Source organism: Ancylobacter sp., from assembly GCF_965279025.1.
In the GTDB taxonomy this organism is placed as follows: domain Bacteria; phylum Pseudomonadota; class Alphaproteobacteria; order Rhizobiales; family Xanthobacteraceae; genus Ancylobacter.
This window is the reverse complement of sequence record NZ_OZ257132.1, coordinates 1,594,324-1,609,971: the sequence shown is the minus strand read 5'-3', so window position 1 is coordinate 1,609,971 and position 15,648 is coordinate 1,594,324. Positions and strand designations below refer to the sequence as shown.

The following is a 15,648-nucleotide window of genomic DNA, read 5'->3' as shown; positions in this document are numbered from 1 at the left end:
GGCTCACACTCCCGCATACATACGGCCCGGGCTCAGCACCCGCCCGGGGTCGAAACCGCTCTTCATCCGCCCGATCAGCGCGCCGGTGACGGCGTCGAGCGGCTGGAAAACCTCCTCGCCGGCCCGCACCGCCGCACTCGCGCGGATCAGCGTCGCATGGCCGCCGCCGGCAGCCGCGACCGCCGCCCGCACGCGCGCCGTGTGCGGCTCGGCGCCGGGCATCTCGAGCCACACCAAGCCGCCGGCCCAGTCGTAAAGGCTCATCGCCCCCGTTTCGCGCAGCGCCGCGCCGATGGAAGCCCCGGCCATCGGCGCCACCGAGACGCGCCACACCACGGGTGCGGTGCCGAGATCGGCCCCCACGGGAAGCGCGAACGGCTCCACGTCCCGCACCGCCTGCCAGAAGGCGAGCGAGGCGTCGGCGTCGAGCACGGACAGCGTGCCATGGGCGCCTAGCATGGCTTCCAGCTTGCCGCGCCGGTGCACGATCGACGGCTTCACCCCTTCCAGCCGCAGCGCCGTGACCGCCGCACCGGCCCCGGCGACCGCCGGAAGGCGCGCCGCGACATCCGTCGGCACATGGGCGGCGCCGGAAACGTCGTAATAGGAACCGACCGCCGCGCTCATCACCGCGCTGGCGGCAGCGTCCGCGAGGCCGAGCACCAGCAGCGTCTCCACCGTCTCCGGGCGCGGCAGCACCTTGATGGTCAGCTCGGTGAAGGCCGCCAGCGTGCCATAGGAGCCGGCGAGCCCGCGCGGCAGGTCATAGCCGGTGACGTTCTTCACCACCCGGCCGCCGGCCTTGAAGGCTTCACCCCGGCCGGAGACGGCGCGCACGCCGAGCGCATGATCACGCGCCGCCCCGGCGCTCGGCCGGCGCGGGCCGGCGAGGTTGCAGGCGATCAGCCCGCCCAGCGTGCCGCCGCCGGGTGCCACGCCCAGCAGCGGGCCGAAATCCATCGGCTCGAACGCCATCATCTGATGCGAGGCGGCCACCAGCGCCTCGATCTCCGCCACCTTGGTGCCGGCCTTGGCGCTCAGAACCAGCTCTTCCGGCTCATAGAGGGTGACGCCCGTCAGGCCCGTCAGCTCCAGCGTCGCGTCGGTCTGGATATGCCGGCCCAGCGCCGCCTTGGAGCCGGCGCCGGCCACATCGAGCGTGCGCTGGTTGGAAACGGCCCAGCGCACGGCCTCCACCACATCGGCCTCGTCGCGCGGGCACAGCCTCTCGCTCATCTCAAGCCATCTCCCGAAAGCGCGGCGAGCCGCGCGGCATGCCTGTTGTGTTCCGCCACCACCGCCGGCAGGTCGATCGTCACCACCTCGCCATGGGCGACCACCGGCCGGCCGTGCACATAGGTGAAGGCGGCGCGGAAGGGCGTGCAGAACAAAGCGGCGGCCACCGGGTCGGAAAGCCCGCCGGCAAAGGCCACGTCGTCGAGCCGCAGGGCGAAGAAATCCGCGCACATGCCGGGCGCCAGCGCGCCGATATCGCGGCGCCCGAGCACCGCCGCGCCGCCGAGCGTCGCCAGCTCCAGCGCCTCGCGCGCGGTCATCCACTCCGCATCGCGCGCGGGGTCGGCGGTGGAAAGCGTGGTGTCCGGCCCTTCGGGCGGGCGCAGGCTGATCTGCAGGCGGGCGAGCAGCATCGCCTGGCGCGCCTCGGCCAGCAGATTATTGCCGTCATTGGAGGCCGAACCGTCCACCCCGAGCCCGACCTTCACCCCCGCGCGCCGATAGGCCTTCACCGGCGCGATGCCGGAGGCGAGGCGCATATTGGAGGAGGGGCAGTGGCACACGCCGACCCCGGCCCCGGCGAAGCAGGAAATCTCGTGCGCGTTCACATGCACCGCATGGGCGAACCACACATCCTCGCCCAGCCAGCCCAGTTCCTCCATATAGGCGACCGGCCGCTTGCCGAAGCGCGCCAGGGTGAAGCGCTCCTCGTCGATGGTCTCCGCCAGATGCGTGTGCAGCCGCACGCCCTTCTCCCGCGCCAGCGCCGCGCTGTCGCGCATCAGCGCCGGCGTCACCGAGAAGGGCGAGCAGGGGGCGAGGGCGATCTGCAGCAGCGCGCCGGGCGCGGCGTCGTGATAGCGGTCGATGACCCGCGCACTGTCCGCCAGGATCGCGTCCTCCGCCTCGACGCAATCGTCCGGCGGCAGCCCGCCCCGGGACTGGCCGAGCGACATCGAGCCGCGCGAGACCATGAAGCGCATGCCGATCTCGCGCGCCGCGCCGATCTGGTCGTCCACCGCGCAGCCATTGCGGAACACATAGGCGTGGTCGAAGCAGGTGGTGCAGCCCGACAGCGCCAGCTCGGCCAGCCCCACCAGCGTTGCGGTGCGCGAGGCCTCCGGCGTGCGCGCCGCCCAGAGCCGGTAATGCGCGGCGAGCCAGCGGAACAGGTTGACGTTCTGCGCCGCCGGCAGGTTGCGGGTGAGGGTCTGGTCGAGATGGTGATGGGCGTTCACCAGCCCCGGCAGCACCACATGGCCCGCGAGGTCGAGCACCGCGTCGGCGGTTTCCGGCAGGCTCTCGCTCGGGCCAACCTGTTCGATGAGGCCATCGCGCGCGAACAGGCCGCCGCCTGATATCTCGCGACGGGCGCCGTCCATGGTGACGAGCACCGTGGCATTCTTGACGAGAAGCGTGGTCATCAGAATCGCGGCAGGTCGGGGAAGGGCAGCTTGCCGCCCGAGATATGCATGCGCCCGAGCTCGGCGCAGCGGCGCAGCACCGGGAACACCTTGCCGGGGTTAAGCAGCGCCTCGGGATCGAAGGCGCATTTCAGCCGCTGCTGGTGGTCGAGGTCGATCTCGCTGAACATGGAGGGCATGAGGTCGCGCTTTTCCACGCCGACGCCGTGCTCGCCGGTGAGCACGCCGCCCACCTCGACGCAGAGCAGCAATATGTCGGCGCCGAAGGCCTCGGCCTTCTCCAGCTCGCCCGGCGTATTGGCGTCGTAGCAGATCAGCGGGTGGAGATTGCCGTCGCCGGCGTGGAAGACATTGCCGCAGCGCAGCCCGTATTTCTCCGACATCTCCTCCATGCGCTTCAGCACCAACGGCAGCGCCTTGCGCGGAATGGTGCCGTCCATGCAGAGGTAGTCCGGCGAGATGCGTCCCACCGCCGGGAAGGCCGCCTTGCGCCCGGCCCAGAAGGCGACGCGCTCCTCCTCGCTGGTGGAGGCGCGCAGCGTCATGCAGCCGAGGCCGCCGGCGATCTCCGCGACGCGGTCGATGAGGTGGTTCACCTCCGCCTCCGGCCCGTCCAGCTCGACGATCAGCAGCGCCTCGACATCGAGGGGGTAGCCGGCGCCGAGAAAGGCCTCGGCCGCGTGCACCATCATCTTGTCCATCATTTCCATGCCGCCGGGAATGATGCCGGCGGCGATGATGGCGGCGACGCAGGCGCCCGCCGCCTCGGAGGAGGGGAAGCCGACCAGCACCGCGCGGGCCGTCTCCGGCTTCTTCAGGATGCGCACTGTCACCTCGGTCACCACGCCGAGCAGCCCCTCCGAGCCGACGATGAGGCCGAGCAGGTCCAGCCCGCCGGAATCGAGGTGCTTGCCGCCGAGGCGGATGATCTCGCCTGATATCAGCACCATCTCGACGCCCAGCACGTTGTTGGTGGTCAGGCCGTATTTCAGGCAGTGCACGCCGCCGGAATTCTCCCCGACATTGCCGCCAATGGTGCAGGCGATCTGCGAGGAGGGGTCGGGCGCGTAGTAGAAGCCGTGTTCCGCCACCGCCGTGGTGATGCCGAGATTGGTCACGCCCGGCTGGGTGACCACGGTGCGGTTGGCGAAGTCGATGTCGAGGATGCGGTTGAACTTGCCCATGCCGAGCAGGATGCCGTCCTGCAGCGGCAGCGCGCCGCCGGAGAGCGAGGTGCCCGCCCCGCGCGGCACCACCGGAATGCCGTTGGCATTGGCATAGGCCAGCACTTTCGAGACCTGCTCGGTGGTGGAGGGCAGCACCACGACGAGCGGCAGCTGGCGATAGGCCGTCACCCCGTCGCTTTCGAAGGGGCGCATCTCGGCCTCGGTGTCGATCACCCCCTCGCCGGGGACGATGGCGCGCAGATCGGCGACGATCTGGGCGCGGCGGGCCAGCACATCCGCCTTCGGCACCGGCATGACGAGACCGGACATGGCACTCCTCCCTTTCGATCCGGCGTCTCTTGCGGCGAACGCTTCCGGTTTCGAGCCATTCTAGGGAAAAGCCTCTAACCTTCCTATGGTAAAAAAACTAGACCAAACACGAATGAGCGAGGCGCGACGTCATCGCTTGGGCACACGCAGCGCCCGGAAACGAAAAACGGCGCGGCGCCCTGCCGGGCCCGCGCCGTCCTATCCCCGCCATGCCCGCCCGGAAGCGGTGCGCGTGCGTCAGTTGGAGGTGCCGGTCCCGGCCGGGGAGGTCGGCACGGCGCTGGGCGCCGAGGCGGTTTCCGTCGTGGCGGCCGGCTGGAGGCTGCTGGAGGTGGAGGCGGCGGGCGCCGGCGTGGCGGCCGGGAGAGCGGCAGGCGCCGCTGCGGGAATCACCGCCGGCGCCGAGACAGCGGCGGCCGGCGCGATGCCGACGGCATCGGCGGGCTTCGGCTTCGGCTTGGCGGCCACCGGGCGCGGGGCGCGCTGCACCATGGCGATCACCTTGCTATGCAGCTCCGTCGCCTTGTCGATGTTGAAATGGCTGAGCGCCCCGGAACCCGTGAGGTCGATATTCTCGACGCGCGGCCCGGACACCGCCTTGCCGGAACCGCCTGCCTGGTAATAATTCACCACCTTGCCGATCTTGGGCGAGGCGGTCATCGCCGTCACCGGGTCGAAGGTCACCACCAGCGGCACCGGGACGCCGGCAGCCGTCACGCGGTTGCCCATGGTGACCGCCGCGTCGGCGCCCAGCGAATGGCCGATGATGATGACCGGGGAGGGCCGGCGCTTGCCGGCGCTGGCCTGCTCGACGGCGTAGCGGCTCAGCGTTTCCAAATCGACATAGGAATGCACGCTCGCCTCGATGCCGCGCGCGCGCAGCTTGGCGGCGAGGTCGTCCATGCCGAGCGAGAAGATGTTGGCAAGCCCGCGCAGCAGGTAGACCCGGGGCTGGTTGGGGTTCGGCTTGGACTGGGCCTGCGCCGGCCCGGCAAAGCTGAGCGCAAGAACGGCGACAACGGCAAGGCACGCGGCCCAGACACGCGAGAACTTCATGTCACAAATCCCGAAATGACCGTCTGACTTCATGCTCTTGGCCCCCCTGCCCTTGCAAACAGATTCTAAATCGTTCCCGTTTTGCCGAATATCTGATGCTCACGGGCAACAGTTCCGTGGCGGCAGAACGACGATGCAGCGCCGAGGCATGCCCCCACCTGCCGGGACGCTTCGCCGCGCGCCGCACCGATGCGCGTGCGCACGCTGCCCTTGCCAGCGCTCCGCGAGCGTGCAACCCACTGGGGCGCGCGGAGTTCCCCCGGTGCGACGGTATGTTGCGGGGGCAAGTGAGGAGCAGGCCCGGTGACAGTGAATGCGACGGCCCCCGCCGCCGGCAAGGCCTTCTACGACCATCCCTTGCGCGCCCCGGTCCTGGCGGAACTGCATGCGCGGCCCTTCGTGGCGGTGTCGACCCCCGCGCGCATCCTGCATGTCGCCTTCCTGGTCGACCGCGCCCAGGCCCTGGCCGACCGCGCCGCCTTCGCCAGCCTGTGCATGTCCCGCGGCCAGCCGGCGCCGGGTCGGGATGCCAAGCAGCATCGCGTCGCCTTCGGGCGTTTCATCGTGCGCTGGGAGCGCCACGCCGAATTCACCACCTATACCTGGGAGCTGCCGGCCGAGGACGTGGTGGAGGGCGGCCTGCCCTTCCAGCCCTCCGGCGCCAGCCTTGCCGACGTGCTCACCCAGCTTCCCCAGCCCGGGCCGCTGCTAGTGGCGGTCGACCTGCACCTCGTCACCGACACGGCCGACGCGCTCCCCCTCGACCGGCTGTTCGACCGCACCAGCCTCGCCCGCTCGGATGTCGAGGACGGCTTTGCCGAGATCGCCACCGATTTTCAGCCCGACCCCTCCGGCTTCGTGCGCATTCTGGTGCGCGATCGCGGCATGACCGACGACGCCGCCGGCGCGCTGGTGCAGCGTGTGCTGGAGATCGAGACCTACCGCACCCTCGCCTTGCTCGGCCTGCCGGAGGCGCAGCGCCTCGCCCCCACCGTCGCCCATAGCGAGCAGGAGCTATCGACGCTGACCGAGCAGATGCGCCAGAGCGAGGGCCTCGCCGCCAATAACCGGCTGCTCGACGCGCTGACCGGGCTTGCCGCCCAGCTGGAGGCCGACGCCGCCGCCTCGCTGTTCCGCTTCGGCGCCACCCGCGCCTATGAGGAGATCGTCTCCTCGCGGCTGCGCACCATCGGCGAGCGGCCGATCTCGGGCTATCCCACCTGGCAGCAATTCCTGCTGCGCCGGCTGCAGCCCGCCATGCGCACCTGCCAGGCGATCGAGCAGCGCCAGGCCAATCTCTCGGTCAAGCTCACCAGCGCCGCCAACCTGCTGCGCACCCGCGTCGATGTCGAGCTGGAGCAGCAGAACCGCGACCTGCTGCGCAGCATGAACACCCGCGCCCGCATGCAGCTGCGCCTGCAGCAGACGGTGGAAGGGCTCTCGGTCGCCGCCATTTCCTATTACGTCATCAGCCTGCTGCATTACGCGCTGGAAGGGCTGCACCCGCGCGCCGAGGCCGCCGGTCTGCATTATGACGTCGGCGTCACCACCGCCATCGCCGTGCCGATCGCGGTGCTGCTCATCTGGTCTGTGGTCCGCCGCATCCGCCGCGGCCATGCGGAAGAGGACGCATAAGCGCGCACCTCGCGTCCCAACGAAAAAGCCCCGGGCGAACCGGGGCTTTTGCTTTTTGCAGGCGTCGATCTCGCCTCTGGCCGGGCGTTCCCGGCCTATTGCGAGAAGCCGCCGGTCGAGGGCGCCGGGGCGCCGATCCACTGCGTCTGGCTGTTGTCCGGCGCCGGCGTGGCCGCGCTCGCCGCCGGGGCGGCGGTGGCCGGGGCGCTCTGCACCGTGGAGGTCGGCGCCGAGGTGCTGCTGCGCGGCGCCGCCGTCGCGGCAGGAACCGCAGCGGTGGCCGGCGGAATCTGGCGCGGCTGCGCCGTGGTGGCGGGCGCCGGGCGCGGCGCCGCGGTCACCGCAGGGGCAGCAGGGCGGGGCGCCGTGGTGACGGCGGGCGTCGCACGGGGCGCCGCCTGCTGAGCCTGCGGCTGGGCGCGCGGGGTCACCGGGCGGGTACGGGTGGCCTTTTCCTCTTTGCCCTGCGGGTCGAAGCCGACATAGACCACATAGCGCTCGGAAAGGTCGGGCGTCGGGCGCGGGAAGTTCACGTCGTCGGCGACCAGGCCGAAATCCACCTGCATGACGCCGGGACCGACTTCCACCGGCACCGAATAGAATTTGGTCCACACCGATTTCGGCGCCGGCCCTTCCTCGACCACGGCGAGCCGGATCGGCACGGTCAGCTTGCCCGGGCCGCCCTTGGGGCCGAGCAGCACCCGGCCCTGGATGCCGATGCGCATGTTCATCTCGGGGGCGCTGAAGCGGCATTCGCGCGAGAACTGGCCGAGCGTCGCCTGGTAGCGCACGCCGCCATCGCCGGGCTCCGTCACCTGCCAGGCCGCCGCGCCGGCGCGCACCTGCACCGGCGGGCAGGTGAACTCGTCGGCGCCGGGATTGGCGGCCGCCACGCCCGCGCCGGATGTCGGCGCCACCGTGGTGGTCTGCATGGAGGAACCGAAGGCCCCCTGCTCGTCGGCATTGCCGGCGCCCATCGGGCCGTCATTGCCGTTGCCGCCGCCTATGCCGTTGCCGGCGCAGCCCGCCAGCAGCAGCGCCAGCGCCGGAACCACAAGCCATGTCCGCGCCCGCCCACGCCCCGCGTGGCCGACCATCCCGTTCCGCACGTCCCCGTTACCCATACGCATACTCCCCGCCGTGCCGGCTGGATGAGCCGTGGCGCCTTCCCCCCGGAGCGCCGGACAGCCGATGATCCTGGATCCGCTTTCCCGGACGCTCTTATAGCAGGCGATCGCAGACAGGGAACATGCCCTGTCGCAATCAACGCGACCTTTGGCAAGCGAACATCGAACGCCGCCGTCCAGCCCGCTCAGCCGCCATTGCCCGAGGCGGGAGCGGAGGGGAGGCCGGCCGGCTCGCCGACCAGGCTGAACAGCAGGGCGGGATGCTCGTTCAGCCGCGCCGCGACGCGCTTCACATCGTCCAGCGTCACCCGCGCCACAAGCTCGTTGCGGACGTCGATATAGTCGATGCCGAGATCGTCGATCTGGATCTGCAGCAGCTGCTGGGCCACCTTGGCCGAGCTGTCGAAGCGCAGCGCGAAGGAGCCGATAAGGTAGCTCTTGGCGTCCTCCAGCTCCTCTTCGCTCGGCCCCACCGTCAGCAGCCGCCGATATTCCGAGCGGATGAGCTCGGCGCTCTCGCCGGCGCGGTCATTCTTGGTCGCCGTGCCGCCGAGGATCAGCGCCGCATGGTCGAGCGGGGCGAGCTGGCTGTAGACCGAATAGGCCAGGCCACGCTTCTCGCGCACCTCGCTGAACAGCCGCGAGGAAAAGGCCGAGCCGCCGAAAATGTGGTTCAGCACGAAGGCCGGTATGAAATCCGGGTCCGCCCGCTTCAGGCCGATGCCGCCGAAGACGATGGAGGTCTGCGGCACGGCCAGCGTCTTCACCACATCCGTGCCGAGGCCCTGCGGCTCGATATCGGGCACCGGCGTCAGCTGAGCCTTGGCGGGCAGCGCGCCGAACATGGCGTCGAGTGCCGGGCCGAGCTTCTCCGCCGTGATGTCGCCCACCACCGCGATCTTGAGATTGTCGCGGGCGAGATTGCGGACGACGAAATTCTTCAGGTCGTCGCGGCTGATGGTGGGCACGCTTTCCAGCGTGCCGGAGACCGGGCGGCCATAGGGATGGTTGGGGAAGGCGCGGGCCGACCAGCCCAGACTCGCCAGCGAGGAGGGATCGTTCATCCGCCGGCGCAGCATGGCGAGCTGGCCCTGGCGGATGCGCTCCACCGCCTCGTCGTCGAAGCGCGGCGCCTTCACCGCCAGCGCCATCAGCGCGAAGGCGTCGTCGACATTCTCCGACAGGGTGCGTAGCGAGCCGCCGACACTGTCGCGCGAGGCGTCGAAGCGCAGTTCGATGGCCTTTTCCGCCATGCGGTCCTGGAAGGCGCGGCTGTCGAGATCGCCGGCGCCCTCGTCGAGCAGCGAGGCGGTGAGGGTGGCGACGCCGGGCTTTTCCGCCGGGTCCTGCGCCGCGCCGCCGAGGAAGGAAATCTCCATCGCCACCAGCGGCAGGGTGGTGTCGTGCACCAGCCACGCCTCGATGCCGCCGGGGCTGATCACCCGCTGGATGCGCGTGGTCTCGGACTGGGCGGGGGAGGCGGGTGCAAGGGCGAGGGTCATGAGGGTGGCCGCGGCGAGGGAGAGGAGGGGACGGAGATAGCCGGAAGGCTGGCCGGCGGCAGGCCCGCTCACGAACGGTCCTCCGGGCGGGCCGCCTTTTCGTCGCCCGGGGCGGGCAGGGCGGCAGCCGGGGCGGGCTTGGCCTGCAGCAACTGGCTGGTCACGGCGCGGGCGGGCACCAGCCAGCGGCGGGCGGCGTCGCGCACCTGCTCGGCGGTGACGCCCTTCACCAGTTCCGGCCAGATCTTAACGTCCTCGATGGTGGAGCCGGTGGTCAGCGCCGCGCCATAGATGCGCGCCAGCGTCGCCTGGTTGTCCTGCGCATAGATCGCCTCGGCAACGAGGCGGGTCTTGGCGCGCTCCAGCTCGGCGGCATCCGGCCCGTCCTTGGCCAGCGCGGCGATCGCCTCGTCCAGCGCCGTCTCCAGCGCCTCCATCGTCACTTCCGGGCGCGGCGTGACCGAGACGCCGAAGCGCGTGTCGTCGAGCGCGGTGGACTGATACCAGGCACCGGCATTGGCCGCGACGGCCTTGTCGGCCACCAGCGTGCGGTACAGCCGGCTGGTCGAGCCGCCGCCGAGAACCTGCGACAGCACGTCGAGCGCGACGCTCTCCTGCTTGTCGCCGCGATAGGAGGGCACGAGGTAGCTGCGCGACAGGCTCGGCTGGCCGACGCGGCCATCGGCAAGAACAAGCCGGCGCTCGGCGCGCGGCGCGGGTTCCTGCGGGCGGTTGCGCGCCGCGGTCTCGGCCCGTGGCGCGATCTTGCCATAGGTCTCCTCGGCCAGCTTCTTCACCTCCTCCGCCTCCACGTCGCCCGCCACCACCAGGATGGCGTTGTTGGGCGTGTAGAAGCGGCGGTAGAAGTCCAGCGCGTCCTCGCGGTTCAGCTTCCGGATCTCGTCTTCCCAGCCGATGATCGGGTGGCCATAGGGATGGTTGACATACATCGCCGCCTGGGCGGCCTCGGAGAGCTGCGAGGAGGGGTCGTTGTCGGTGCGCATGCGGCGCTCTTCCAGCACCACGTCGCGCTCGGGCAGCACCACCTCGTCGGTCAGCACCAGCCCGGTCATGCGGTCGGCCTCGAAGCCCATCACCGTGGCGAGGTTCTGCTTGGCGACGCGCTGGAAATAGGCGGTGTAGTCCTGCGAGGTGAAGGCGTTCTCCTGCCCGCCGAGCTTGGCGACGACCTGCGAGAACTCGCCGGCCGGATGCGTGGCCGTTCCCTTGAACATCAGGTGCTCGAGGAAATGGGCGATGCCGGACTTGCCCGCCTGCTCGTCGGCCGAACCGACGCGATACCACACCATGTGGGTGACCACCGGGGCGCGATGGTCGGGCACCACCACCACCTGCATGCCGTTGCCGAGGGTGAACTCGGACACCTCGGCGGCGTCGGCCCGCGAGGGGGCGATGGCGAGGCCGGCGGCGGCGCCGGCGAGCAGCATGAGTGCGGGCATGAATCTTCCAGTCACAGCGGCATCCGTTTCGCGGCCCGGCCCCGGAGGACGCGGAGGGGGCGCTGCCCGGGGTCGGGCGGCGCGGGGCGGGGATCGCAGGGCAATGTAGCGACGAAGCGCCGGTGCCGCGACGCGCGACAGGCGGTCATCACCGCGAAGTGAGTGCTCAGGCCGGCGGGCGCAGGCGCCGCGCCATGAGGCGCCGTCCTCAGCCCGTCGCGGCCGGGGCCGCTGCCGGGAGGCGCGGCCCGCGCAGGACGCGGTTCAGCCGGTCAGTGGTTCTTCTGCGTGCGGTCGAACCAGCTCGGCATCTTCCAGTCCTTGTCTTCCGGACGGTCGGCCACCACGCCATATTTGGCGCCGGGGGCCGGGGTCTGGTAGCCGGGCGGCGGCTCGATCAGCGACTCGCGGTCCGGTTCGCCCTGGAACTGCAGCGTCTCGTCCTTCTTCTTGTCCCAGCCGAAGAAGCTCATCTCGTTCGCGGAGAGGCGGTTGCTCTCGTTGTTGCCGCGATTGGCGAAGCCGCTGCCGGTGGCCTTGCCGGACTTGTAGCCCTTGTCGAGCTCGGCCGGCGTCAGCGTGCGCGAGGCGGTCGAGCCGGTGCGGCTGATGGATTCCCACGAATCCGCCCAGTTGGTCTTTTCCGCCTGCTGGCGGGCGACCTGGTCGTGATCCTTCGGCCAGGCCGGGTTTTGCGAGATCGCGGTGGCGTCGCGCGGCGGCGGCAGGATGTCGCCGGTCGGCGGCACCACCAGCGGGGCGCGCTCGCGGTAATCGATGTCCGGCGGCGGCGGGGCCACGAAGCCGAGGCCGGTGAGGATCTGGCCAGTGAGGTTCATCTCCGGCGGATCGTCGGCCGCAAAAAGCGGCGCGCTGCCGAGGAGGGTCACCGTGCAGACCATGGCGCCGGCGAGCCGCGCGGCGCGGGTGGCATGAACTCGTTTCGTCATCCGGTCGTCTCCTGCCGGTCGAATGGGCGGGCGAGACTGCCGCCTCCAGGCGACCGCTCAAGCGTGCGGAAGATCCGATCTCACCTCAGGGCGGCGATTTTGCGGCGCCTCCGAAGAAGGAAGCATACAAAAGCAGACCCACGCCGGCAACAATGGCGACGTCGGAAAGGTTGAACACGTACCAGTAGAAGCCGAAGGCGTGCAGCGAGATGAAATCGAACACCGCTCCATAGGCCGCGCGGTCGATGGCATTGCCCAGCGCGCCGCCGATCAGCAGCCCCACCGCGGCCGCTTCCAGCCGGTTGTCGATCCAGGCCAGCCACAGCCAGAACAGCAGCGCCGCCAGCACCTTCACCCCGCCGAGAATCCACCAGCCCTCGGCACCCAGCGAGAACAGGCCGTAGCTGATGCCGGTGTTCCACGCCCACACGATGTCGAGGAAGGGCGTGACGGGGACGATGCCGTCGGGGCCGAAATCGACCCCGTGCAGCACGGCGAGCTTCGAGGCCTGGTCGATCACCAGCGCGGCGAGCGCGAAGGCGCCGCCATAGAGGGTCAGCGGTCCGGCGAGGCGCAGCTTCACGGGGCGCGTCTCATTCCGCCGCCCGCCGTGCATGGGCGAGCTCACGCAGCGCGATGGCGTCGCGCGGCGTCACGTCGGGATAGTCCGCATCCGTGCCGACCAGCGGCGAGATCTTCCACGAGCGGGCGCATTTGCGGCCCTCGGCCCGGTTTGGCACCACCGCCACGCCCGGCACGTCGGGCAGGCGGAAGGCGTCTTTCGGGCCCTCGTCCGGCATGAGATGCGCGTCGGAGGTGATGCACACTTCCGCGAGGTCCACCGCGCTCACCGCCGCGAACAGGCCGGGGTCGGACACATGCACCACCGGCGCCGCCTCCAGGCTGGAGCCGATGCGCTTGGCCGCCCGCTCCACCTCCAGCGCGCCCAGCACCACGCGCCGCACCAGGCGCACCTTGCGCCACTCATCCGCCAGCGTGGCGTCGCGCCATTTGGCCGGCGTGTCGGGGAAGGTTTCGAGATGCACCGAGCCGGTCTCGGAGGGGAAGCGCGCCAGCCAGGTTTCCTCCGCCGTGAACGGCAGGATCGGCGCCAGCCAGACGACGAGGCGGGCGAACACCTCGTCGAGCACGGTGAGGCAGGCCCGGCGCGTCACCGAGGAGAGCGGATCGCAATAGAGAGCGTCCTTGCGCACGTCGAAATAGAACGCCGAGAGCTCGCTGGTCATGAAGGCGGTCAGCGCCGCGTGCACGCGCTTGAAGTCGAACGCCGCATAGGCCTCGCGCACCGTGGTGTCGAGCTCGGTCAGCCGGTGCAGCACCATGCGCTCCAGCGCCGGCATGTCGGCATAGGCGACGCGCTCGGCCTCGCGGTAATGGTGCAGCGAGCCCAGCAGCCAGCGCAGCGTGTTGCGCAGCTTGCGGTAGGTCTCGACCGTGGTCTTGAGGATTTCCGGCCCGATGCGCAGATCGTCGGAATAGTCGGAGGCGCACACCCACAGGCGCAGGATGTCGGCGCCGGAATTCTTGATCACCTCCTGCGGGGCGACCACGTTGCCGACCGATTTCGACATCTTGCGGCCCTGCTCATCGAGCACGAAGCCATGGGTCAGCACCACGTCATAGGGCGGGCGCCCGCGCGTGCCGCAGCTCTCCAGCAGCGAGGAATGGAACCAGCCGCGATGCTGGTCCGAGCCTTCCAGATACATCACCCGGTCCGGCCCGCCGGCGAAGGCGCGCTTCACCTTCAGGTCGTCGCGCACTTCCAGCGTGAAGGCGTGGGTGGAGCCTGAATCGAACCACACGTCGAGAATGTCGTCGACCTTGGTCCATTCGCCCGGGTCATGGTCATTGCCGAGGAAGCGCGCGCCCGCGCCTTCCTCGTACCAGGCATCGGCGCCCTCATTGGCGAAGGCGTCGGCGATGCGCTGGTTGACCGCGTCGTCCCGCAGAATCTCCACCGTGCCGTCGCCCCGGTCGCGCACGAAGACGGCGATCGGCACGCCCCAGGCGCGCTGGCGCGAGACCACCCAGTCCGGGCGGTTCTCGATCATGCCGGTGATGCGGTTCTGGCCCGAGGCCGGCACCCACTGCACCTGCTGAATGCCGCCCAGCGCGCGCGCCCGCAGCGTGTCGCCGGCATTGGACGAGCCGTCCGCCGCCGCGATGTCCTTGTCCATCGCGATGAACCATTGCGGCGTGTTGCGGAAGATGATCGGCGCCTTGGAGCGCCAGCTATGGGGGTACTGGTGCTTCAGCCTGCCGCGGGCGATCAGCTTGTCGGCGCCGGCCAGCGCCTTGATCACCGCGTCATTGGCGTCGCCATCCCGGCCCTTGTCGTCCATCACGCGGGCGCCAGCGAACAGCGGCACATGGTCGTAATAGCGCCCGTCCGGCCCGACCGTGTGCGGCACCTCGCCCAGATGCGCGGACATGAACAGGTTGAAGTCGTCGGCGCCGTGGCCGGGGGCGATGTGGACGAAGCCGGTGCCGGTGTCGTCGGTCACGAAATCGCCGGGCACGACAGGCACGCAGAAGTCGAAATAGTCCCTCGCCCCCTCGACGCCCTTCAGCGGATGGGCGCAGACCAGATGGGTGGGGTCGACCTCGCGGTGGCGCTCATAGCCGGTCACGCGGGCGGCCTTGAACACGTCTTCCGCCAGCTTGTCGGCGAGGATGAAGTGCTCGCCCACCTTGGCCCAGTTGTCGTGCGGGGCTTCCGTCACCTCGTAGACCGCATAGGTCACGTTCGGCGAGAAGGCGATGGCGCGGTTGCCGGGAATGGTCCAGGGCGTGGTCGTCCAGATGACGACGGACGCGCCCTCATAGGAGGGGAACAGGTGGATGTCGGCGGCCTCGTCCGGCGGCTCCAGCCCCTTGGGCAGGCCGCCGGCGGTGGCCGCGCTCTTGCGGTATCCGGTGACCGGGAACTTGACGAAGATCGTGGTCGACTGATGGTCGTGATACTCGACCTCGGCCTCGGCCAGCGCGGTGCGCTCCACCACCGACCACATCACCGGCTTGGAACCGCGATAGAGCAGGCCATTGGTGGCGAATTTCATGATCTCGCGGGCGATCTGCGCTTCCGCGTCGTAGCTCATCGTCACATAGGGGTGCGACCAGTCGCCCTCGACGCCGAGCCGCTTGAACTCGGAGCGCTGCACGTCGATCCAGCCCTGCGCGAAGGCGCGGCATTCCTGGCGGAATTCGACGACGGGCACCTCGTCCTTGTTCTTGCCGCGCGCGCGGTACTGTTCCTCGATCTTCCATTCGATCGGCAGGCCGTGGCAGTCCCAGCCCGGCACATAGTTGGAATCGTGGCCCAGCGCGCCCTGCGCGCGCACCACCACGTCCTTCAGGATCTTGTTGAGCGCGTGGCCAATATGGATGTTGCCATTGGCATAGGGCGGGCCGTCATGCAGCACGAAGCGCGGCTTGCCGGTCCCCGCCTTGCGCTGCTGGCCATAGAGGTCGATCCGCTCCCAGCGCGCCAGCAGCTCCGGCTCGCGCTGCGGCAGGCCGGCGCGCATGGGGAAATCGGTCTGCGGCAGGAACAGCGTGGCGGAATAGTCGTGCGCCGTGCCCTCGCCCGCCGCCTCGCCGGCAGGCTCGTTCCCGTTGCGACCATCACTGTTGCGGCTCGTCATGACGCGCTCCTTGCCATCGCCGCCCGGTTTAAGCGCAGGCGCCAAGCGGTGCAAGGGCGGGGACGGCCGGCGGTCACGTCGGTCAAGCCGCTACGCG

General features: G+C 70.1%; 11 protein-coding genes. 1 reads left to right on the top strand and 10 read right to left on the bottom strand.

The annotated features are described in order from the left end of the window. Positions 1-3 precede the first annotated feature (3 nt). From ACQY76_RS07445 to ACQY76_RS07430, 4 genes are all read right to left on the bottom strand, one after another. On the bottom strand, positions 4-1,236 hold the full coding sequence (locus ACQY76_RS07445; protein ID WP_428032247.1) for an FAD-binding protein: 1,233 nt from the start codon (positions 1,234-1,236) through the stop codon (positions 4-6). Continuing rightward, on the bottom strand, positions 1,233-2,660 hold the full coding sequence (locus ACQY76_RS07440; RefSeq protein ID WP_428032246.1) for an 8-oxoguanine deaminase: 1,428 nt from the start codon (positions 2,658-2,660) through the stop codon (positions 1,233-1,235). Before ACQY76_RS07440 ends, ACQY76_RS07445 begins: the two co-directional genes overlap by 4 nt. Next, positions 2,660-4,156 carry an FAD-linked oxidase C-terminal domain-containing protein gene (locus ACQY76_RS07435; protein WP_428032245.1) on the bottom strand — a complete coding sequence of 499 codons (1,497 nt, stop codon included), beginning with the start codon at positions 4,154-4,156 and terminating at the stop codon, positions 2,660-2,662. The genes ACQY76_RS07440 and ACQY76_RS07435 overlap by 1 nt, the downstream gene beginning before the upstream one ends. A 237-nt stretch (positions 4,157-4,393) precedes the next feature. Beyond that, a complete protein-coding gene (locus ACQY76_RS07430) occupies positions 4,394-5,212 on the bottom strand; it encodes a hypothetical protein (RefSeq protein WP_428032244.1) in 819 nt (272 codons plus the stop codon). A gap of 303 nt (positions 5,213-5,515) precedes the next feature. Here ACQY76_RS07430 and ACQY76_RS07425 point away from each other — a divergent pair, with 303 nt between their 5' ends. After that, positions 5,516-6,847: a DUF3422 family protein gene (locus ACQY76_RS07425; RefSeq protein ID WP_428032243.1), complete on the top strand. Its 1,332-nt coding sequence runs from the start codon at positions 5,516-5,518 to the stop codon at positions 6,845-6,847. A 95-nt stretch (positions 6,848-6,942) separates the two neighbouring features. Here ACQY76_RS07425 and ACQY76_RS07420 read toward each other — a convergent pair whose 3' ends face one another. The 6 genes from ACQY76_RS07420 to ileS all read right to left on the bottom strand — a co-directional run bounded on the left by ACQY76_RS07420 (position 6,943) and on the right by ileS (position 15,551). Further along, a complete protein-coding gene (locus tag ACQY76_RS07420) occupies positions 6,943-7,971 on the bottom strand; it encodes a hypothetical protein (RefSeq protein ID WP_428032242.1) in 1,029 nt (342 codons plus the stop codon). 188 nt (positions 7,972-8,159) lie between these two features. Beyond that, positions 8,160-9,476 (bottom strand): M16 family metallopeptidase, encoded by a 1,317-nt coding sequence (locus ACQY76_RS07415; RefSeq protein ID WP_428032961.1) that lies wholly within the window; start codon positions 9,474-9,476, stop codon positions 8,160-8,162. Between the two features lie 68 nt (positions 9,477-9,544). Continuing rightward, positions 9,545-10,936, bottom strand: a complete 1,392-nt coding sequence (locus tag ACQY76_RS07410; RefSeq protein ID WP_428032241.1) for a M16 family metallopeptidase — start codon at positions 10,934-10,936, stop codon at positions 9,545-9,547. Positions 10,937-11,208: 272 nt separating this feature from the next. Then, positions 11,209-11,886, bottom strand: a complete 678-nt coding sequence (locus ACQY76_RS07405) for a hypothetical protein (RefSeq protein WP_428032240.1) — start codon at positions 11,884-11,886, stop codon at positions 11,209-11,211. Between the two features lie 85 nt (positions 11,887-11,971). Further along, positions 11,972-12,502 carry a signal peptidase II gene (lspA, locus tag ACQY76_RS07400; RefSeq protein ID WP_428032239.1) on the bottom strand — a complete coding sequence of 177 codons (531 nt, stop codon included), beginning with the start codon at positions 12,500-12,502 and terminating at the stop codon, positions 11,972-11,974. Further along, entirely contained in the window at positions 12,480-15,551 is a 3,072-nt protein-coding gene (ileS, locus tag ACQY76_RS07395) for an isoleucine--tRNA ligase (RefSeq protein ID WP_428032238.1), read from the bottom strand. Before ileS ends, lspA begins: the two co-directional genes overlap by 23 nt. Positions 15,552-15,648: the final 97 nt, after the last annotated feature.

Excerpts from the sequence above, each read along its gene's own strand:
- ACQY76_RS07445 (WP_428032247.1), bottom strand. The coding sequence starts at position 1,236 with ATGAGCGAGAGGCTGTGCCCGCGCGACGAGGCCGATGTGGTGGAGGCC.
- ACQY76_RS07440 (WP_428032246.1), bottom strand. The coding sequence starts at position 2,660 with ATGACCACGCTTCTCGTCAAGAATGCCACGGTGCTCGTCACCATGGAC.
- ACQY76_RS07435 (WP_428032245.1), bottom strand. The coding sequence starts at position 4,156 with ATGTCCGGTCTCGTCATGCCGGTGCCGAAGGCGGATGTGCTGGCCCGC.
- ACQY76_RS07430 (WP_428032244.1), bottom strand. The coding sequence starts at position 5,212 with ATGAAGTTCTCGCGTGTCTGGGCCGCGTGCCTTGCCGTTGTCGCCGTT.
- ACQY76_RS07420 (WP_428032242.1), bottom strand. The coding sequence starts at position 7,971 with ATGGGTAACGGGGACGTGCGGAACGGGATGGTCGGCCACGCGGGGCGT.
- ACQY76_RS07415 (WP_428032961.1), bottom strand. The coding sequence starts at position 9,476 with ATGACCCTCGCCCTTGCACCCGCCTCCCCCGCCCAGTCCGAGACCACG.
- ACQY76_RS07410 (WP_428032241.1), bottom strand. The coding sequence starts at position 10,936 with ATGCCCGCACTCATGCTGCTCGCCGGCGCCGCCGCCGGCCTCGCCATC.
- ACQY76_RS07405 (WP_428032240.1), bottom strand. The coding sequence starts at position 11,886 with ATGACGAAACGAGTTCATGCCACCCGCGCCGCGCGGCTCGCCGGCGCC.
- lspA (WP_428032239.1), bottom strand. The coding sequence starts at position 12,502 with ATGCACGGCGGGCGGCGGAATGAGACGCGCCCCGTGAAGCTGCGCCTC.
- ileS (WP_428032238.1), bottom strand. The coding sequence starts at position 15,551 with ATGACGAGCCGCAACAGTGATGGTCGCAACGGGAACGAGCCTGCCGGC.